18 protein-coding genes are annotated in these 19,411 nt (G+C 42.1%); 11 read left to right on the forward strand and 7 right to left on the reverse strand.

The features are described 5' to 3' along the window. Positions 1–112: 112 nt before the first annotated feature. Complete coding sequence (locus WBJ10_RS06920) at positions 113–1,651, forward strand: aldehyde dehydrogenase family protein (protein ID WP_424288787.1); 1,539 nt, start codon at positions 113–115, stop codon at positions 1,649–1,651. 79 nt (positions 1,652–1,730) lie between these two features. On the opposite strand, the gene WBJ10_RS06925 is transcribed toward WBJ10_RS06920, so the two are convergent. Next, complete coding sequence (locus tag WBJ10_RS06925; protein ID WP_424288788.1) at positions 1,731–2,426, reverse strand: response regulator transcription factor; 696 nt, start codon at positions 2,424–2,426, stop codon at positions 1,731–1,733. 143 nt (positions 2,427–2,569) lie between these two features. After that, on the reverse strand, positions 2,570–4,420 hold the full coding sequence (locus tag WBJ10_RS06930) for a sensor histidine kinase (RefSeq protein ID WP_424288789.1): 1,851 nt from the start codon (positions 4,418–4,420) through the stop codon (positions 2,570–2,572). A 119-nt stretch (positions 4,421–4,539) separates the two neighbouring features. Here WBJ10_RS06930 and WBJ10_RS06935 point away from each other — a divergent pair, with 119 nt between their 5' ends. Continuing rightward, complete coding sequence (locus WBJ10_RS06935) at positions 4,540–5,589, forward strand: hypothetical protein (protein ID WP_424288790.1); 1,050 nt, start codon at positions 4,540–4,542, stop codon at positions 5,587–5,589. A 191-nt stretch (positions 5,590–5,780) separates the two neighbouring features. On the opposite strand, the gene WBJ10_RS06940 is transcribed toward WBJ10_RS06935, so the two are convergent. Beyond that, positions 5,781–6,146 carry a DUF3127 domain-containing protein gene (locus tag WBJ10_RS06940; protein WP_424288791.1) on the reverse strand — a complete coding sequence of 122 codons (366 nt, stop codon included), beginning with the start codon at positions 6,144–6,146 and terminating at the stop codon, positions 5,781–5,783. A 142-nt stretch (positions 6,147–6,288) separates the two neighbouring features. Between WBJ10_RS06940 and WBJ10_RS06945 the strand changes: the two genes are divergently transcribed. Beyond that, positions 6,289–7,464 (forward strand): THUMP domain-containing class I SAM-dependent RNA methyltransferase, encoded by a 1,176-nt coding sequence (locus tag WBJ10_RS06945; protein WP_424288792.1) that lies wholly within the window; start codon positions 6,289–6,291, stop codon positions 7,462–7,464. Then, the gene (locus WBJ10_RS06950) at positions 7,427–8,107 is read left to right on the forward strand and encodes an HD domain-containing protein (RefSeq protein WP_424288793.1); all 681 of its coding nucleotides are present in this window, start codon (positions 7,427–7,429) and stop codon (positions 8,105–8,107) included. Before WBJ10_RS06945 ends, WBJ10_RS06950 begins: the two co-directional genes overlap by 38 nt. Here WBJ10_RS06950 and WBJ10_RS06955 read toward each other — a convergent pair. Then, the gene (locus tag WBJ10_RS06955; RefSeq protein WP_424288794.1) at positions 8,104–8,940 is read right to left on the reverse strand and encodes a UbiA family prenyltransferase; all 837 of its coding nucleotides are present in this window, start codon (positions 8,938–8,940) and stop codon (positions 8,104–8,106) included. The genes WBJ10_RS06950 and WBJ10_RS06955 overlap by 4 nt on opposite strands. Positions 8,941–9,104: 164 nt before the next feature. Here WBJ10_RS06955 and WBJ10_RS06960 point away from each other — a divergent pair, with 164 nt between their 5' ends. The 6 genes from WBJ10_RS06960 to WBJ10_RS06985 all read left to right on the forward strand — a co-directional run bounded on the left by WBJ10_RS06960 (position 9,105) and on the right by WBJ10_RS06985 (position 14,887). Further along, on the forward strand, positions 9,105–10,223 hold the full coding sequence (locus tag WBJ10_RS06960) for a type III polyketide synthase (protein WP_424288795.1): 1,119 nt from the start codon (positions 9,105–9,107) through the stop codon (positions 10,221–10,223). Beyond that, on the forward strand, positions 10,216–10,923 hold the full coding sequence (locus WBJ10_RS06965; RefSeq protein WP_424288796.1) for a methyltransferase domain-containing protein: 708 nt from the start codon (positions 10,216–10,218) through the stop codon (positions 10,921–10,923). Before WBJ10_RS06960 ends, WBJ10_RS06965 begins: the two co-directional genes overlap by 8 nt. Before the next feature lies 1 nt (position 10,924). Further along, positions 10,925–12,043: an NAD(P)/FAD-dependent oxidoreductase gene (locus tag WBJ10_RS06970; RefSeq protein WP_424288797.1), complete on the forward strand. Its 1,119-nt coding sequence runs from the start codon at positions 10,925–10,927 to the stop codon at positions 12,041–12,043. Between the two features lie 16 nt (positions 12,044–12,059). Further along, positions 12,060–13,085, forward strand: coding sequence for a sensor histidine kinase (locus WBJ10_RS06975; protein ID WP_424288798.1), 1,026 nt, complete (start codon positions 12,060–12,062; stop codon positions 13,083–13,085). 74 nt (positions 13,086–13,159) lie between these two features. Continuing rightward, on the forward strand, positions 13,160–13,807 hold the full coding sequence (locus tag WBJ10_RS06980) for a DUF47 domain-containing protein (RefSeq protein WP_424288799.1): 648 nt from the start codon (positions 13,160–13,162) through the stop codon (positions 13,805–13,807). 24 nt (positions 13,808–13,831) lie between these two features. Next, on the forward strand, positions 13,832–14,887 hold the full coding sequence (locus WBJ10_RS06985) for an anion permease (RefSeq protein ID WP_424288800.1): 1,056 nt from the start codon (positions 13,832–13,834) through the stop codon (positions 14,885–14,887). Between the two features lie 217 nt (positions 14,888–15,104). On the opposite strand, the gene WBJ10_RS06990 is transcribed toward WBJ10_RS06985, so the two are convergent. Genes WBJ10_RS06990 through WBJ10_RS07000 form a run of 3 tightly spaced genes read right to left on the reverse strand, consistent with a single transcriptional unit; the run spans position 15,105 to position 18,313 of the window. Beyond that, entirely contained in the window at positions 15,105–16,961 is a 1,857-nt protein-coding gene (locus WBJ10_RS06990; protein WP_424288801.1) for a M1 family metallopeptidase, read from the reverse strand. A 52-nt stretch (positions 16,962–17,013) separates the two neighbouring features. After that, a complete protein-coding gene (locus WBJ10_RS06995; RefSeq protein WP_424288802.1) occupies positions 17,014–17,745 on the reverse strand; it encodes an energy transducer TonB in 732 nt (243 codons plus the stop codon). Further along, on the reverse strand, positions 17,735–18,313 hold the full coding sequence (locus WBJ10_RS07000; protein ID WP_424288803.1) for an RNA polymerase sigma factor: 579 nt from the start codon (positions 18,311–18,313) through the stop codon (positions 17,735–17,737). The genes WBJ10_RS06995 and WBJ10_RS07000 overlap by 11 nt, the downstream gene beginning before the upstream one ends. Positions 18,314–18,481: 168 nt before the next feature. Here WBJ10_RS07000 and WBJ10_RS07005 point away from each other — a divergent pair, with 168 nt between their 5' ends. Next, the gene (locus WBJ10_RS07005; RefSeq protein WP_424288804.1) at positions 18,482–19,213 is read left to right on the forward strand and encodes a DUF4197 domain-containing protein; all 732 of its coding nucleotides are present in this window, start codon (positions 18,482–18,484) and stop codon (positions 19,211–19,213) included. Positions 19,214–19,411 lie beyond the last annotated feature (198 nt).

Consider the following 19,411-nt stretch of genomic DNA (forward strand, 5'->3'; position numbering starts at 1 on the left):
AAGCTTTAATTACCTGAAAATAAATTACTAAGGCTAAAAGAAAATTAGAAAACCATCAACGGCTTAACTGCCTTCTTAGAAATGCTTAACTTTGACAAAAATACGAAATTTTATGCAATTCGACATCAATAAGCTTCTACAGAACCTTGGGATACAGGAAATTAATGACTCTGCAAGTACGGGAAAAAACTGGAGCGCCAGTCCGGGCAAACCTGAAGCCGTTTATTCACCGGTAGACGGCAAAGTGATTGCTTCTGTAAATTTTGCAGGTGTTGAAGAGTATGAAAGCGTTATACAGCAAGCTGAGAAAGCTTTCCAGATATGGCGGACATGGCCATCTCCTAAACGCGGAGAAGTAGTCCGCCAGTTCGGTGATGCACTACGTGAGAATAAAGAAGATCTTGGAAAGCTTGTCAGTTATGAGATGGGAAAAAGTTTGCAGGAGGGTTATGGCGAAGTTCAGGAGATGATCGATATCTGCGACTTCGCTGTGGGCTTATCCCGCCAATTATATGGCTTAACCATGCACTCCGAACGTCCTGCACACCGGATGTATGAGCAATGGCACCCGCTCGGGGTAGTTGGCATCATTTCCGCCTTCAATTTTCCCGTTGCAGTATGGGCCTGGAATGCGGCGTTAGCGATGGTTTGCGGAAATGTTTGCGTTTGGAAACCTTCCGAGAAGACACCATTAACCGCAATTGCCTGCCAGAAAATAATTCAAAAAGTCTTGGCAGCGAATGATGTGCCTGAAGGAGTTTCTTGCCTGGTAATAGGAGACAGGAAAATTGGCGAAGCAATGAGCAATGATAAACGGGTTCCACTGGTTTCTGCCACAGGTTCAACCCGTATGGGCAAAGCAGTAGGTGCCGCGCTGGGTGCCCGATTGGGACGTAGTTTATTAGAGCTGGGCGGAAATAATGCTATAATAATTTCCAAAGATGCTGACCTTGAAATGTCGTTGGTAGGTGCAGTTTTCGGTGCAGTAGGAACGGCCGGGCAACGATGTACTTCAACAAGAAGGCTAATCATTCATGAAAGCGTTTACGATAATTTTAGAGATAAGCTAATCAAGGCATATGGGCAATTAAAAATCGGGAACCCGCTAGATGAGAATAATCATGTAGGTCCGCTGATTGATAAAGATGCTGTTACAAGCTATCTCGAATCCATTGAAAAATGCAAAAATGAAGGCGGTAAATTCGTGGTTGAAGGAGGTGTTATGGAAGGCAGCGGATTCGAATCAGGTTGTTATGTTAAGCCTTGCATCGCGGAAGCTAAAAATGACTATGAAATTGTTCAGCATGAGACCTTTGCGCCGATCTTATATCTTATGAAATATAAAACCCTGGATGAAGCTATTGCCATGCAAAACGGGGTTCCTCAAGGCTTGTCATCAGCGATAATGACTTTAAATCTTCGCGAAGCAGAACAGTTTTTATCTTATGCAGGATCTGATTGCGGAATTGCGAACGTAAACATTGGAACGTCAGGTGCTGAAATTGGCGGTGCATTTGGTGGCGAGAAAGAAACTGGCGGGGGCCGCGAATCAGGATCAGATTCCTGGAGAGCCTATATGCGCAGGCAGACGAATACGATTAATTATTCGGATAAATTACCCCTGGCGCAGGGAATTAAGTTCGATTTGTAAATTAGCAAATTGAGTGAATTAGAGAATGAGCAAATTAGGTGCGTCGTCACATTTACTAATTTGCTCATTCTCTAATTCTCTAATTAACGAGGAGCTTATACCCTTTCCCGTGCACATTTATGATCTCCACCTTGGGATCCTCTTTAAGGTATTTCCGTAATTTACTGAGGAAAACATCCATACTTCTGCCATTAAAGTAATTATCGTCATGCCAGATGCTGATGAGAGCTTCTTCGCGTGTCAGGACTTCATTCTTCTTCAGGCAAAGTAAACGCAGGAGTTCAGCTTCTTTGGTAGAAACCTTTTGCTGATCCGGTCCCATACTGATCATCTGAGCGGTGTAGTCGAATATATAATTTCCGATATCAAATTTCGTAGGCTGATCCGCCCCGTCGGATTTATCCGGTCCCGACATCCGCTTCAAGAGCGCATTGATACGCAGCAGCAATTCTTCGATCCGAAATGGTTTAGTGATATAGTCGTCTCCGCCAAGGCTGTAAGCTTCAGATTTATCTTCAATCATAGCTTTCGCAGTAGCGAAAATAATAGGCACGTGTGGACTAATCTTACGAATTTCTTTACCTAGTGTAAAACCATCCTTTTTAGGCATCATCACATCAAAAATGCATACGTCGAAACTCTCTTTAGTAAAGGCGCGTAAGGCTTCGTCTCCATCCTGACAAAGCACAACTTCAAACTTACCTTTTAACTGGAGGTAGTCTTGCAGGAGCATTCCCAGGTTTGGGTCATCTTCGGCTAGTAATATTTTCTTCATATCTATTTTTTTACCGCAAAGGGCACGGAGTTTTGCGCAAAATACGTACAAGAGTGCGTGAAATATTCATCCCCAGAGCGATACTTTGCGTACTCTGAGTGAAAACTCTGCGTACTCTGCGGTTAAATTTTCCGACCTGACAATCATATCGTTTTCAACGGTAAACTAATTTCAAATTCAGACCCCTTATCCTTCTCACTCCTGACCTTTATTGTCCCATGTAATTTCTTAACAATATTGCTCACATAGCTCAGCCCGAGCCCAAATCCTTTTACGTCATGCACGTTGCCGGTAGGTATACGGTAAAATTGGTCGAAAATCTTGCTAAGCTGGTCGCGATTCATTCCAATACCTTTATCTGCCACTTTAATAACCAAGTTCTTGCCCGAATTGAGTGTGCTGATCTTTATTTGCGGATCTTCAGGACTATATTTATTAGCATTATCAAGAAGGTTGAATATGATGTTGGACAGGTGTAGTTCATCACCCATAATCGTGGATTTACTTGCCTGTAAATCAAGGTCGATTGTTGCGTTTCTTTTTTGAAGCTGAAGCGACATGCTATCAACAATAGCCGCAAGAAGGTCGTTCATTTCAACATCCTTGTGTTCGAGTTTTAAATCTCCCTTATCAATTTTAGCAATGTTAAGAACACGTTCAATGTGGCTTCCCAAACGAACGTTTTCATCATAAATAATATTCGCTAATCGGTCAACACGTTTTTTATCGTTGGTAAGTTCCGAATCGCGGAGGGCCTCACTAGCGATCATTATTGTCGCAACCGGAGTCTTAAATTCGTGTGTCATGTTGTTGATGAAATCTGTCTTCATCTCAGATAGTTTTTTCTGCATCAGGATGGTATGGATAGTATATCCAAAGCAGAATATCAGTACCAGAAGAAGCCCGCCCGACAAACTCATCATCGCCGTAAGGTTAGCGAGTATAACTCTGTTCTTATCCGGAAAAGTGATGGTCAGCATTCCAGAGTCCATTACTATTTCTTTAGGAAAAAGAGGAATCTCGTAGCTATTATAAGGAAGGAATTTTGTCTGGTTTGAGGCACGCGTAAATATAAGTGAGTCGCGGTTTGCCGACGTCACCTTATACTCGAAGTCGCTGTTAATGGACCGGCTGATCAGCTCCATCCTCAGCATCGAATCGAGTGTTTGCGGATGGATTCGTTTATTTAAAGGAAGGCTGACTTTGCCATACTCCTCAAAAAGGTCTTTAAAAACATCTTTTTTCTTAGTTTCTGCAGCCAGAAGTTCCTGTACTTTTTCCACTTTGTTTTTCTTCCTAGGCTTTGGAAGTTCAGGAGGAGGAATGTGAAAACGAAGCTTCGGTTTCGGGATGGTACGAAGAGACGGGCCTTTAACATCATCGAAGACTATATACTGTCTCACCGAATCTCTTACGGCAGCAGCTATTTGAACGTCCTCATACAAAACAGGAACGGGCGGCAGATTATCCCTAATACGCGACACGGTTAAATGAGTTTTTTCCTGCAATTGTCCAAAAGCGTCAATGTATTCCGTTACAGCACCTCTCAGGTTAAATTGCTGGACTTTAAGCTCCTCGGCAGTTAAAGCATCATCGATCACCAGTACGTTTGGATTCCGGGCCAGGAAAATACTGTCTCTTATCCTGAAAATACTATCTTCAATTCTCTTTTCGCGAAGTACATAGCTCATGTCGGCGTAACGACTTCTGCGTTTTGCAACAGGTGCTTCTTCCACCTTAGCAACAAGCGGTTTTGGAATCTCGCTTTTCACTATAGGCGAAATACTTGTTTCTGCCTTTTTAACGAGGAAATTATTCGCATCTCGTTTCTCGATACGATCCACAACGTTCGTTAAAGCTTCATGAACCGATTGATCAAACATCTTTTCCTGCAGCTGATACGACTCCCGGAAAAAATACAGCTGCATGCCCATCACACCGACAAGCGCAATAGCCATTAACCCGATTATTAAACCAATACTTCTTTTCTTCATGCAATCACAAAAATACGTAACCAGCTCTATGCCAAAGCAGTTTTAACATTTTTTAACAAAGCGTTAACAAAATAGCAGCCCGGGCTGCGATATTTTTGTTCAGTATTAAAATTCATTATATGAAAAAGAATCTACTAAAAAGCCTTTTATGCCTGTTTGCCATTGCAGCGGTAGCGCCCGACTATGCCGCCTATGGGCAAGAAAAAAAGGCGATAAGCCGCAGCATTATTATCAATAACGGCGACACTACCGTTAACGGAAAAAAATTTAGTGACCTTAATAAAGATGAACGAGCTAAACTCCGCGAAGAATTCAGGGAGATGGAAAAGAATTTTAACAGGGGTTCGACAATTCGATCGAGCAGCGATCGGGTGATCATCCGAAAAGATGGTGGTGATAAAAAAGAGATCGTAATTACCAGGGATGGACAAGCTCCCGGCGTGTTGCACTGGAATGATGACATAGGTGCGGAAGTGAGAACTTACAATTTCAAGAGTAAAAAGCCCGGGGACTTGAAGGTGTTCAGGTATAATGGCGACAGTCTAATTACTGATAAAGATATTCGTGTATTTGATTTTGACGGCGATAGCAGCCAGAGTTTTAAATTCAATATGGACAGCTTAATGCAGCGCTTTGAATTAAATGGGCTCGATAGCAATCTAAGAAAACGCGTAATTACCATGCATCGCGAGATGATGCCGGGAAGGCCTGTGGCTATGGTATTTAGAGGCAACGGTCCAGGTTTCGACATCGAAAGGAGAGCTTTTGCAGGCCCTTTAGAAAGAAACAACTCATCTTCATTCAATTATAATCATACAGACAAGGACGGGATTTCCAGCCGCGTAAACATACGAATGAGCGATGCAGGCAAAGATCAGCTGAAGAAAATAACAGGTTCAGAAACTATCGCTAAAACTTTGGACGTCGATGACCTGACCTTGTTTCCCAATTTTTCGAGTGGCAAGATGACCCTTTCTTTCAATCTGGCCAGTAAAGGAAGTACAATAATCAACGTTCTTGATAGTGAGATGAACTTTATCTTTAAGGACGAGACAGCAAATTTCAGTGGTAACTATGTCAGGCAGTTTACACTTCCCAAAAATGGCTTGTATTACGTAACAGTAAACCAGAATGGAAATTGGTTCGTAAAGAGAATAGTTAAAGAATAGTTCTGTTTAGGTGAGGTGAGAAAGCCCCTTCCGGTTTCCGGTTAAGGGGCTTTTGAATTTTAATTTAATCGCAGAGTGCGCTGAGTTTTCCGCAGAGTACGCGGAGTAAAAGTTTAACCGATCTGCATTTAAGCGCTTAGCCTTTGCGTTATACTTTGCGAACTCCGCGGTAAAAATGTTGCACCTGGAAATTAAAATGGCAAATCATCGTCATCCGGTGCTGAAGTAATATCTACCGGTGCTGCATATTCCGGTGCTGAGGCAAATGAAGCTTCAGCGCCAAGCGGATTGATTCTCCACACGGCTAAGGTGTTAAAATATGAAGTTTTCCCTGTTTTGTCAGTCCATGGCCTTCCTCGTAAATTAAAAAACAGCTCTACCTGATCTCCAACTTTAATGTTATCAAACAAATTCACTTTATCCTGTACCGCTTCGAACTTCACATACTCCGGGTAAGTTGGGTTCTCAGCATATTCCAGAATAAGTTCACGTTTTTTGAATTTATCACTCACGGTAATTACCTGTGAGATTTCATGTACTTTTCCTTTAATGTCCATGGTTTCCTGTATTTAATGATCTTCTATAAGCGTTAAAATAATGAAGCGGGCTGTCCATTGGGGTGGGACAAAACTCTAGCCGCAAACATTTGTAAAAGTATAAAATTCAGGCAGGTTTTAATTGTTAACTTTGCAATTTATTATGCAAGTTTTCCACAAAAAGAGTAAGATCATCATTACCTGCAATAATCGCTTATTGCCCTATTTGCAGCGTGAAGTTGAAGCACTAGGATATAAAATTGTACGTGCTTTTAGCACCGGAGTTGAGCTCGAAGGCTCGATAAACGACTGTATCCCATTAAATTTAAACCTGAGATGTGCCAGCCAGGTACTATATTCAATCAAGGCTTTTACAGCTGAGAATCCCGCCAGGCTATATAAAGAATTGATGGAAATTGAGTGGGAAGAAATTCTGGATTTTACAGGATATTTTTCCGTTAGCTCAACGGTGGATAACGAAACTATAACTACTCCCCTTTTTGCGAACCTTAAAGTCAAGGATGCGATAGTAGACCGGATTAAAGACAAGAAAGGAATCAGGCCTAATACAGGCCCGGAGGCCGACAAGGCGGTAATCCATTTGTATTGGAAAGAAAATGACGCTGAGATTTTTATAGATACTTCAGGCGAAACACTGGCCAAGCACGGATACCGCAAGATTCCTGGAAAAGCCCCGATGCTTGAAGCGTTGGCAGCGGGAGTAATCATGGCTACTGAGTGGGATAAAAAAACACCGTTTATTGTACCCATGTGCGGATCTGGAACACTTGCTATCGAAGCAGCCCTTCTTGCAACTGATAAAACTCCCGGCTTGTTCCGGATGAATTATAGCTTCATGCATATTATGGGGTATGAGGAAGAAATTTTCTTTCAGGAAAGAAGGAAGTTGAAAGACCAGTCAAAGAAGGAAATGCCCGCCCGAATAATTGCAACGGATCTTTCAGCCGATGCCATAGATGTATCACAACGAAATGCAAAAACCGCAGGCGTTGATCATCTGATTGATTTTGCCGTATGCGATTTTGCAGACACAGAAGTTCCGGAAGGCCCGGGCATTGTTGTCTTTAACCCGGAATATGGAGAACGCCTCGGTGTTCATTCAAAGCTCGAAGCAACTTATAAGCGGATTGGCGATTTCATGAAACAGCACTGCAAGGGCTATAAAGGGTATATCTTCACCGGTAATCCTGATCTGGCAAAGAAGATAGGGCTTCGTGCATCCCGAAGAATTGAATTTTATAATGGAAAGCTTGACTGCAGGCTTTTAGAGTATGAATTATATGAAGGCAGTAAGCGTGATCCAAAACCAGGAGAATAAAACTATTGTCGCTCAAACGGAATCGTTTGTTAAAGATACTCTTGAAGGAGCGGAAGCCGGACACGATTGGTGGCATATCCATCGTGTATACAAAAATGCTGAACTAATACTGAAAACGGAAAAAGCCGACCACCTGGTGGTTGAACTCGCGGTTTTGCTCCATGATATTGCCGATAGTAAGTTTAATGGAGGTGACGAAGAGATGGGCCCTCAGAAAGCCGGCGATTTTTTAAGATCAATTCAAGTTGATGAAAATATTATCGGGCATGTTCAAGAGATCATCCGCAATATGTCGTTTCGCTCTGGCCTCGGTGCAGTTAATTTCCATTCTAAAGAACTTGAAATTGTTCAGGATGCCGATCGTCTTGATGCAATAGGCGCAATGGGCATAGCAAGAGCTTTTACTTATGGCGGACATAAGAATCGTGAAATATATAATCCTCAAATACCGCCCGTTTTAAATATGACTAAGGAAGAGTATAAAAACAACTCAGCCCCTACCATTAATCATTTTTATGAAAAACTCCTCCTTTTAAAGGATAAGATGAATACGGAAGCAGGCCGCCGGATTGCAACGGAACGTCATCGATTCATGGAAACTTATCTGAAGCAATTTGAGAATGAATGGAATGGCGTGAGCTAAATAAAGTTCAATAAGCCAAAATAGGCCGCCATCATTCCGCCGCTTATTATAGTCATCCGGCTCATATTCTTGAAATTGGCCTGGGATGGATCTCTATAAACTTTTAAAAACCAGGTGCCGAAATACAATACAACAGGAATGGCGAATACGATAAAAAGCCAGAAGTGATTTATCATACCTATATTGTGCCAGTACCACCACTGAAGGATTCCAGCCAGGATAAACATCGCTGCAGAAAACAAGAAAGTTCCCGTAACGCCAAGAACGAGGCTTAATGTATGATCCCCGCGCATTCTATCTTCATCATGCTGATAAATCTGGGTTAAGGGATATGTGGCTCCTATCAGACAGGAACAGATCAGTCCGGCTATAACGAAGGTGGAATTCCACCCGGTAAAAAGATCAAGACCAGAAATAGCTGCGTAAGTACTCCAGTAGACGCATGCCCCCTGGAATATGAACACGATTAAAAAACTCGCAATGGGATATTTCTTAAACCTCACGGAAGGATGGCTGTATAACTTCGAAAACACACCGTAAATGAGCACTGCAGCAAATAAGCTCCAGCTGACAATTGCTGCCGCAAGCAAAGCCACAATATCCAGAAAAATAGAAAAATAGTAAAGACTTTTATCAACCTCGGGGGGATTCTCAATAAGGGCAATACTTCCCTCGTCATTATCAAAATAGCTATTGTAGCCATTACTGGCGGGGTAAACAAGGAAATGCCAAATAATGAACGTTAAAATTGCATTAATTGGAATTACTTGCGGCACCTGGCTGCATGCGAAAAAAAATACCGGTAACAGAAAGAATGAAAAGGCGAAGCGCATATGAAGCAGGGTTGATCTGCTCGGCACCATTTTCCATTGAGAAATCATTTTACTAAATTACTATATAAGCTGTATCCATCACTCTGTCCATGAATTTAAAACAGCTATACAAAATTGCTGTTAGAATGAAAACCAATAGACCTAATATTTAGTACTTTCCCTTAATGAGCAGTTGTATAACCGCGATTGGTACCGCTAACCCTAAATACCGGATTTCTCAAAATGATATTTACCATTTTATGGTCGAAGCATTCGAACTGGATAAGAATAACGCATCCCGCTTGAAGCTAATTTATGATAATTCCGGAATTGATTACCGATACTCTGTTCTTCCGGATTTTGGCAAAGAATACAACGATGGGCTCCTATTTCGAAATTCTGAAAACGACAATTCCTTCCCGGGAACCGCCAAAAGAATGGAGCAATATCAGCAGGAAGCTGCCGGGCTTGCGGTATCAGCGGCAAAAAACTGTTTAGATAACTTAGCTACAGATATACATTCAAAAATTACCCATCTGATCACCGTCAGCTGCACCGGTATGTATGCTCCTGGAATTGATATTAATATTGTAGAATTACTTGGCCTGGATCATAGCATCGAGCGCACCTGTATAAATTTTATGGGTTGTTATGGTGCCTTGAACGCGCTCAAGACAGCTGATTATATTTGCCGGGCTCAAGAGGATGCGAAAGTCCTGATTGTATGTATCGAATTATGCACCCTTCATTTTCAAAAAGAAAACACCCTGGACAACTGGGTAGCAAACTCACTTTTTTCAGATGGGGCAGCGGCAGCATTAGTTGAGAATAGCAAAGGCCGAACTGGCGCCGGAAACATGCTCCAGCTTGACACCTTTTATTCCGAATTCATACCCGCGGCAAGAAATGAAATGGGCTGGAACATTGGGGATAATGGCTTTGAAATGCGACTAACATCTAAAGTTTCAAAACTCATTTTTAAACACATCCCATCTATAGCTGAAAAGCTGCTTGAAAAGTCAGGCCTTACAGCTGATCAAATTGATTGCTACGCGATACATCCCGGAGGAAGAAAAATACTTGAAGCTGCGGAGACAGCGCTTAAATTTTCTACTGAGAGCAACAAATTTGGCTATGAGGTATTACGCGATTTTGGTAACATGTCTTCAGCAACAATTCTATTTGTATTGGAAAAAATCCTTAAGGAAAATAACTCCGAATCTGGAAAAAATGTTCTGGGATTTGCCTTTGGGCCGGGTTTGACAGTGGAATCTATGATATTAAAAAAAATTACCAATGCCTGATTTCAGTCGAAGGAGTACAGAAGAGGAAATGATGGACGATTTTTCACTCGGCCATAACATCATCGATCCAATTATGGATGAGCTCGAAGTCGTCAACGTGATGTTGGGCGGATATCGTGTGTTCCTTGATGCATTCGATACAATCAAGCTGAAAGATGGTATGTCAATCAGCGATTGGGGTTGCGGCGGTGGAGATTCCTTAAGGTACATAGCTTTATGGGCACGTAAAAAGAACCTGAAACTCAATCTGGTTGGAATTGATGCCACTGCTGCTGCAATAGAGTATGCCCGTGACAAATCTGCTGAATTCCCTGAAATATCTTACAGGCTGTCGGATGTCATAAGTGATGATTTAAAGACAAATCAATTTGACGTAGTCATATCGAGCCTATTTACCCACCACTTCAAAACTCCAGACTGGATAAAACTGATACAAAAAATGACAGACTGCGCGAGTACCGCGGTGATTGTAAATGATCTCCACAGGCACTGGTTTGCATACTATTCAATCGGGCTGCTGACGTCCATTTTTTCCAAATCGGAAATGGTGAAGCATGATTCAAAAGTGTCAGTATTGAGAAGCTTTAATAAAGATGATATAGTTAGTATGCTCCGCGCTGCAAGAATTAAGGACTATACTGTTAAGTGGATGTGGGCATTCAGGTGGCAAATTTGTATAGACTCAACAAAACGGACTTGACATGGGCGTCCCAAAAAAGGTCATAATAGTCGGGGGGGGCTTGGCTGGTCTGACATCAGCGATTTTATTGCAAAAAGCAGGATTTGAAGTGACACTTTTCGAGAAGAAACCATACCCTTTCCACCGGGTTTGTGGTGAATACATCTCAAATGAAGCTTTACCTTTCTTAAAATCGCTTGGCGTACCTCTCTCAGATTTTGCGCCATCTCATATCAACCGATTGATAGTAACTACTCCAGGGGGCCTGGAGCTGACTTCAAACCTATCGATGGGAGGATTCGGGCTAAGCCGGTATACGCTTGATAACTCCTTATTTAAACTGGCTGTGAAGCAGGGCGTAAGTTTTCATTTTGAAAAAGTAATCGACATAAGCTTTAAAGATGACATTTTCGAGATTACCGCGGAAAATGGAATCCACTACTCCCCCATCGCTATTGCAGCATACGGCAAAAGATCGAACCTGGATCAAAAATTAAAACGGAGTTTTTTTTATAACAGAAGCCCATATTTAGGGGTTAAGTATCATATAAAAACAGATCTTCCTGCAAACCTTATCAGGCTTGACAATTTTAATGGAGGATATTCTGGTGTATGCAAGATAGAGGGCGAAAAGTTCAACCTTTGTTACCTTTCCAAAACCTCCAATCTTAAAAACTTCACCGGGATATCCGAAATGGAAGAAAATGTGCTTCATAGAAATCCTTTCTTAAAGAATCTTTTTAAAAATTCAGAATTCCTAAGCGAAAAACCGGAAGTGATCAATGAAATTTCTTTTGAACCAAAAACGCTGATTGAAAATCACCTGCTATTCTGCGGAGACTCGGCAGGGATGATTACCCCCTTATGCGGAAATGGAATGGCCATAGCTATCCATTCCGCAAAAATTTTATCCGGTTGCGTCATTCGGTATTGGTCGGGAGAAAATATTAAAAGGGAGGCCTTAGAACATGAATACACTGATAATTGGTCAAGGGAATTTGCCTGGAGGTTAAAGGCAGGCAGAACTATTCAGCGTTTATTTGGAAAGCCTCTTTTATCGGAGATAGCGGTTAGAACCTTGCAAGCTTTACCGGAACTTAACGAAATCATTGTTAAAAAGACACATGGCAGAGTTTTTTAAATACTAAATTAGCTGAATGAAACTCTGGGTACTGGTTTTTATCAATGCGTTAGCTGTAGCGTTATCTCTGTCGATAATCAATTTCTATTTCCAGCAAAAGTGGGTCGATTTTATAATCACTTTCACTGTATCACTGATCATAACCTATGCTGTCTTCTATTACCTGATAGAGCGATTTGTTTACAGTAAGATCAAGCTGATCTATAAACTGATTCATAACCTAAAGCTGGGAAGAGACCTTAAAGATGCTTTGGGAGAATATGTGAGCAGCGATCCGATTAACGATGTGGAGCATGAAGTAAAAGAATGGGCCCGCGACAAAAAGACCGAAATTGACCAGCTTAAAGAGCAGGAAAAATTCAGGAGGGAATTTCTTTCTAATATTTCGCATGAGCTTAAGACACCCCTCTTTGCCATCCAGGGTTATATTGAGGCCCTTCAGGAAGATGATATAGATGATCCTGAGCTAGCTAAGCAATTCCTCGACAAAGCTTCCAAAAATGTGGATCGACTAGCCTTTTTCATTAAGGACCTCGATGCCATTTCCAAGCTGGAAAGCGGCGAAATACCTGTTGAATACGAAAAATTCGATCTTGCAGAACTCATCACTGAAGTGATGGAAGCATTAGAATTAAAGGCAAAAAAGTACAACATCAGCATGGAGTTCAAGGAAAAGTACAACGATGTAACCTGGGTGTATGCCGATAGAGAAAAAATACGGCAGGTTCTGGTGAACCTGATCGACAATTCATTTAAATATGGAAAGAGCGGGGGCACAACTTCCATAAAAACGTTTGAGCTACATGATCAGCTCCTGGTCGAAATAACTGACGATGGAATTGGAATCGAAGAAAAATACCTTACACGTCTTTTTGAACGGTTCTACCGCACGGATAAAAGCCGCTCCCGTCAGATTGGCGGTTCGGGATTAGGTCTGGCGATCGTTAAGCATATTATCGAGGCCCACCAGCAAACCATTACGGTTCGAAGTACGGAAAATATTGGCTCTACCTTTGGATTCACCCTGGCGCGGGAAAAGTAGAAATCCGTCAATAAATGTTAACATTAACTTAACATTGGTATGGTATTTTTGCAAACACATTAAAACCTCACGAGATGTCATTGAATGGTATTTTCCAGTACTTTATCCCAAAAGACAAAAAGTTTTTTCCGCTGTTTCAAAAGGACAGCGAAAATTTGATTGTTCTGGGTGAGAAACTTGTTGAAGCGCTCAATACCGAAGACCTGACGCGTCGTAAGGAGCTTTTTAAAGATATTGAGGACCTGGAACATAAGGGCGACGAGATTACTCACCAGATCCATCTGGAACTGAGTAAAAATTTCATCACGCCTTTTGATCGTGAAGATATTCACCGTCTTGCCAGTGCACTTGATGATATTGCGGATTACATTCACGGATCTGCAAGCAGAATCGACCTCTACCAGGTTACGGAAATTACTCCTCCTATAAAAGAACTTGCAGGCCTTATATTACAGGCCTGTCAGGATCTTAACAAAGCTATCCACGAGTTACGTGACCTTAAAAATGTGCGGGTTATTGCCGATTCTTGTGTCCGTATCAATAGCATTGAGAATCAAGCTGATTACGTTTTTGACAAAGCAGTGAGCGAGCTCTTTATGTATGAAAAAGATGCCGTTAAACTAATCAAGTATAAAGAAATCTTATCCGCTCTTGAGGATGCAACAGACATGTGTGAAGATGCAGCCAACGTTCTCGAATCTATCCTTGTTAAAAACGCATAAAAATTATACGATACTCGTCAGACCATGGGTTTTACACTATTAATTGTCGTTATAATTTTAGCATTGCTGTTCGATTATATTAACGGCTTTCATGACGCGGCCAATTCAATTGCCACGGTTGTTTCTACCAAGGTCCTTACCCCCTTTCAGGCTGTTCTTTGGGCAGCATTTTTCAACTTTCTAGCGTACTTTCTGTTCAATCTGAACATCGCTGATACTGTTGCAAAAACGGCGGACACGATGAACATTAACCTGGTGGTAATTCTCGCGGGGGTTCTGGCAGCAATTGCGTGGAACCTTTTTACCTGGTGGTTTGGAATACCGTCTAGCTCATCACATACCCTTATCGGTGGATTTGCCGGAGCCGCGGTGGCCCATGGAGGTCTTGACGTGATAAATCTTGGAGTAATCGGTAAGATCGCTGCATTTATCGTTCTTGCACCCGTTATAGGTATGATCATGGCATACACCATAACGGTAATCATCATAAATATCTGCCGGTATGCTAACCCATCCCGAGCTGAGTGGTGGTTCAAAAAATTACAGCTAGTATCTTCGGCATTATTCAGTCTTGGACATGGTGCCAACGATGCCCAAAAAGTAATGGGTATCATCGCTGCAGCTGTTATCGTGTATTTGAAAGATGCCAATTTAAGCGTGGACACGATGTCCTCATGGCTGCAGGTAGGCTACACCGTTATAGACGGAAAAGTGAAAATCAATCATATTCCTGAATGGATTCCAATCGCTTGTTATACTGCTATAGCAGCAGGAACAATGAGCGGTGGCTGGAAAATCGTTAAAACCATGGGCACGAAAATTACGAAAGTTACCCCTCTTGAAGGAGTAGCTGCGGAAACCGCTGGTGCAGTTACTTTGTTTTTTACTGAGTACTTTAAAATTCCGGTTTCTACTACCCATACAATTACCGGTGCAATTATCGGGGTTGGCTTAAGCAAGCGCGTTTCAGCAGTACGCTGGGGTGTTACGATCAGCCTGATGTGGGCCTGGATTCTTACTATACCGGTTTCTGCAGCGCTTGCGGCGATACTTTATTGGGTGTTGAGTTTGTTCCTGTAGAGAAGAGCCAAGTATCAAGAACCAGGAATCAAGACTCTTTCCACCTTGTTTTTAGAAGTGTTTTCGTAGTGACGTTTTACTTATTAACCTGAGCCTTCACAGCGCTACAATACTTGGCATATTCGTGGTTGTCAGCAATTCGTCGTCCCCTGTTTTCAAAACCCAGAAGAAAGACCCTCCGTCGCGGTTCTTGGCTCTTGGTTCTGGGTTCCTGGCTCTATTTCAACAATTCATCAATCGAACTATACGCCACAGAATGATAATTTGGCCTGGCCTTAACATAGATCTTCTTGGCCCATTCCTTACCTTCCGGTGTTTTGACCATTTCTTTATATAGAGGCATCAAGAACTTGCGTCTGCCTACTTCTGTTAAAAACTTTTCGATGTTCGGGTATGCTGGTTGATATTTCATCCGTACGGCCAGGGTGTACCATGCTGCCTGGATTTCAGAGTTTCCCGATGATGTGAAATTGAACTTTTTGTCCAGATCCGCCATTTGTTGAAGACTTATGTTTGAAGGAAGGTGGCTTATCAGATACAATGCTTCATTTGTAGAAAGCGTGTCGTTTAGAACGGATATATCTCCGGTTTTCTTCCATTGGTTTAAAAGGCTATCTAAACTGGTAAATTTGGCTGAGCTAACCGGCGGGCTGTTAACCGGCAAACCCGGCTGATATACCCAGGAATCAATATTGATTTTTGCTTCCAAGGCCTTATCGCCTTTGATCAGATTAGAATCCAAATACGAGAGAAACTGCTCGGTGGTAACGGAATTAAAAGCGTGAGAATCGAAATATCCTCTCAAAAAGACATCAAACTTGTCTCGTCCGACTGCTTCTTCAATAGTTCTTATAAAGGAATACCCTTTTTCATAGGCGATATCGCTCACACCTTCGTCCGGATCGCGGCCCTCAAAATTCACTTTCAACTTTGTATCTGCATTGGTCGCGCCCATTTCCGAAACCAGAGCTTGTAAACCCTGGTAGCCCAGCAGTTCCTGCATTTTTGCTTCATCTTTACCATATACGTCTTCAACAATCCGTCTTTCGAAGTAAGTAGTAAACCCTTCATTGAGCCAGAAATCATTCCAGGTAGCATTTGTAACCAAATTGCCGCTCCAGCTGTGTGCAAGTTCATGAGCAATCAGGCTTACCAGGGAACGGTCGCCTGCAATAATCGTTGGTGTTGCAAAGGTTAACATCGGATTCTCCATACCTCCGAAAGGAAAGCTTGGCGGCAAAATCAGCACATCATATCTGCCCCATTTATATGGCCCATATATCTTTTCAGCAGCTGTAGTCATTTTACCCAGATCCGCAAGTTCGTAAACTGCTTTAGGTAAAGTCACAGGTTCAGCATAAACCCCGGTGCGTTCATCAACAGCTTTAAATTCCAGATCCCCAACCGCCAGTGCCATAAGATAAGAAGGTATTGCATTAGGCTGGCGGAAAGAATATACCCCTTCAGCGTTTTTCTGCTGAGGATTCTCGGCACTCATGAGAGCCAGTAGTTCTTTGGGTACAGTAACCGTTGCATTATAGGTGAAGCGAATCCCAGGGCTATCCTGGCAAGGTATCCATGTACGTGCTAATATGGCCTGTGATTGGGTAAACATGAAAGGATGTTTTTTACCGGCAGTTTGCTGGGGATTCAGCCATTGTACCGCCGCCGCATCAGCAGAACTGGTGTAATGTATATTTACTTTAGTCGTCCCTTCATCAATTTTAACCATTAGAGACTGACCCATAAATTTGGCTTCGTCACCCAGGCTGAAAGTTGTTTCTTTCTCATCATCACCCAGAGTAATTTTACTGATGGTAAGGTTTCGTGCATCAAAAATGATTTCGTCGCCTTTGGAGGGGTTTTCTATGGTCCATGAAGCAATCCCGGAAATTAGCTTTGTGTCAAAATCAACGTTTATCTTCAGGTCGAGATGCTTAACCACCGCCTCTAAAGGCTTGGCAAATGAATGCGGGTCTTGAACCTTTTCATCCGTTTCAGCGGTTTGATCAGCACTTTTCGGCTGACAAGCAAAAGCGAATATGATAGGGACTAACATCAATAATTTTTTCATAGGGGCGAATTTATTTAAAGCTAAGGAAAAGAATAGACTGTTTTAAAGCAGCTTATTTACCAGGAAAGCTAATTTTAAGGCGGGCTTCGTAAGACTGCCCATTAGACGCCGGCGTCCAGACGGAGCCAGTTCTAACAATGCGTATAGCTTCTTTATCATACTCTTCGTTGAAGCCTTCGACAACACGGAAATTACTCAGCTTCCCATCAGTCCCGACCTGGAAAGACAGGAGAACAGAACCACTAAGCCTGGGTTCAGGAGAAAATTTCAGTGTGTTCAGTTCCAGGTATTCCCGATACTTAAGCCATCCGGAGACCGGAGCATTTTGACTTGTGTTAAGCCGAGCTTCTTTCTTGTTCGAAGAGGCTAACTGAGGATCAGTTGTGCTAATTACAGCCTTTACAGAATCCCGGTCAATTACATTCACCTCCACTGGCTTCTGCGACTGGGAAGCCAGCCGTTCGGGAGCTTGCTGACTATTCATCCAAAACAATATACCCGCGGAAATGAACATCACAGCGGCTGCCGCTGCAACACTTAGCCTTTGCCAACTAAGGTCAAATACTTTTTTATTTTCCTGAAGATGAACGATCCGTTCATGCAATTGTCGTTGAAGTATACTTAGATTTGCAGCAGGATCCCTGTATGTAGAATAGCCCTCCAATGCATCCCACAGAAAGGGATCATCCAGAGCTTGTTTCTCAAGCTGATGCGCAACTTCAGGATCCAGCTTCCCTTCAAGGTATTGCTGAATGGTCAGACTATCAGGATAATTATTTTTCACTGTTCTTTTCTATGCAGATTTTCAGTTTTCGTTTACCATTCTGAATATAGCTTTTTACTTTGTTTAAGTCGTATCCGGTTATATCGGAAACTTCTTTATAACATTTCTGCTCAAGGTAAAAAAGGCTTATCGTATCTTTTTGCTCCGTTGGAAGTTTCTCTATGCACTTCTCCATCACATGAAGTTTGCTTTCACGAGTCTCATCTATATCTAGATGTACAAAAGCTTCATTTTCCATAATGTTATCCTCCATTTGCACGAATTCATGCTTTGAAGTTGAACGGATAATCATCAGGCAATGGTTTCTGGAAAGAGTATATAGCCAGCTTTTAAAATTGCTGACCTCATGGATTTTCAACTTCTTTACCAGCTCTTCGAAAATCAGCATCACTGAATCTTTGCTTCGCTCCTCGTCCTTGAAGTATTTTAAACATAAACCGAATACCAGCGGCATATATCTTTCGTATAACCTTCCCAGAACTTCCAGATCTCCGGTATTCCGATATTCCAAAAGCATTGCCTGCTCATCTAATTCGCTTCTCCCGGATGTGTTCTTAATGAATTTCAATATTCTCAGGCCATAATTCTATCAAGTATAAAAAATATTCTGTGGATTATGGAAATTATGGTAAGATCCAGTAAATTAATGGCAAAGGATTTGCTATTAATCCCACATAAACCTATGAGGATTCCGTATCTTAAGGATAAACAACGGAACCTGCCTTTAAACGACATTATGAGATCTCTAGCAATAACTTTGTCAGCATTCATGGTAATATTCTTTTCCAGCTGCGACACCCTCAATCAGGCAACCCAGATATTGAGCCAAACCGGTTTGGGAAACCCAAGTCCGACAGAAATATCTATGGGTTTGAAACAAGCCCTGGAATTCGGAACTTCTTCCAGCGCCGACCGCTTATCTGCCACTGACGGCTTCTTTGCAAATGCCGCAATTAAGATTTTATTTCCTGAGGAAGCTCAGAAAGTTGAACGTACTTTGAGAAGCGTTGGCCTTAATAAGCTTGCTGATAATGTAATTCTAAGCATCAATCGCGCAGCAGAGGCAGCAGCCATTGAAGCGAAGCCGATTTTTATCTCTGCAGTTAAGGGTATGACATTTTCGGACGCATCGAACATTCTTTTGAGCGGACAACAGGACGCTGCTACTTCCTATTTTAAACGAGTTACCAGTCAGCAACTGGCAGACCGCTTCAGACCCATTATCGAAAGTAACCTACAGAAAGTTGGTGCAACACGCAACTGGACGGAAGCCATAACAGCTTATAACAGAATTCCCCTGGTTGGAAAAGTCAACCCGGATCTAAGCGCATTTGTGACGGGAAAAGCTATTGATGGGATTTTCTTTGAAATCGCTCAGGAAGAGTTAAAAATAAGAACAAGAATATCTGCGCGCAGTACCCCATTATTGCAGAAGGTATTTGCTTATGCCGACCAAAATAGAAGGTAACTGGCATCCGCAATTTCGAACAGGATTCGTTAAGATGAAAATATTTAACTACTTAATATGCAAACAGAAAGAGCTCCTTCATAATTGAAGGAGCTCTTTCTGTTTGCATATTATTCTTTATACCAATAGTCTCACCGGTTCTTCCAGCAAAGCTTTTAGCGTCTGCAAGAAAGCTGAACCTGTTGCTCCGTCCACAAC

The sequence above is a fragment of the Daejeonella sp. genome (assembly GCF_049655485.1).
In the GTDB taxonomy this organism is placed as follows: domain Bacteria; phylum Bacteroidota; class Bacteroidia; order Sphingobacteriales; family Sphingobacteriaceae; genus Daejeonella.

Coding starts and splice junctions, on each gene's coding strand:
- WBJ10_RS06980 (WP_424288799.1), top strand. CDS start 13,160: ATGTCATTGAATGGTATTTTCCAGTACTTTATCCCAAAAGACAAAAAG.
- WBJ10_RS06950 (WP_424288793.1), top strand. CDS start 7,427: ATGAAGGCAGTAAGCGTGATCCAAAACCAGGAGAATAAAACTATTGTC.
- WBJ10_RS06960 (WP_424288795.1), top strand. CDS start 9,105: ATGAGCAGTTGTATAACCGCGATTGGTACCGCTAACCCTAAATACCGG.
- WBJ10_RS06940 (WP_424288791.1), bottom strand. CDS start 6,146: ATGGACATTAAAGGAAAAGTACATGAAATCTCACAGGTAATTACCGTG.
- WBJ10_RS06935 (WP_424288790.1), top strand. CDS start 4,540: ATGAAAAAGAATCTACTAAAAAGCCTTTTATGCCTGTTTGCCATTGCA.
- WBJ10_RS06955 (WP_424288794.1), bottom strand. CDS start 8,940: ATGCGCTTCGCCTTTTCATTCTTTCTGTTACCGGTATTTTTTTTCGCA.
- WBJ10_RS06930 (WP_424288789.1), bottom strand. CDS start 4,420: ATGAAGAAAAGAAGTATTGGTTTAATAATCGGGTTAATGGCTATTGCG.
- WBJ10_RS06975 (WP_424288798.1), top strand. CDS start 12,060: ATGAAACTCTGGGTACTGGTTTTTATCAATGCGTTAGCTGTAGCGTTA.
- WBJ10_RS07005 (WP_424288804.1), top strand. CDS start 18,482: ATGAGATCTCTAGCAATAACTTTGTCAGCATTCATGGTAATATTCTTT.
- WBJ10_RS06925 (WP_424288788.1), bottom strand. CDS start 2,426: ATGAAGAAAATATTACTAGCCGAAGATGACCCAAACCTGGGAATGCTC.
- WBJ10_RS06945 (WP_424288792.1), top strand. CDS start 6,289: ATGCAAGTTTTCCACAAAAAGAGTAAGATCATCATTACCTGCAATAAT.
- WBJ10_RS06990 (WP_424288801.1), bottom strand. CDS start 16,961: ATGAAAAAATTATTGATGTTAGTCCCTATCATATTCGCTTTTGCTTGT.
- WBJ10_RS06920 (WP_424288787.1), top strand. CDS start 113: ATGCAATTCGACATCAATAAGCTTCTACAGAACCTTGGGATACAGGAA.
- WBJ10_RS06970 (WP_424288797.1), top strand. CDS start 10,925: ATGGGCGTCCCAAAAAAGGTCATAATAGTCGGGGGGGGCTTGGCTGGT.
- WBJ10_RS06985 (WP_424288800.1), top strand. CDS start 13,832: ATGGGTTTTACACTATTAATTGTCGTTATAATTTTAGCATTGCTGTTC.
- WBJ10_RS06965 (WP_424288796.1), top strand. CDS start 10,216: ATGCCTGATTTCAGTCGAAGGAGTACAGAAGAGGAAATGATGGACGAT.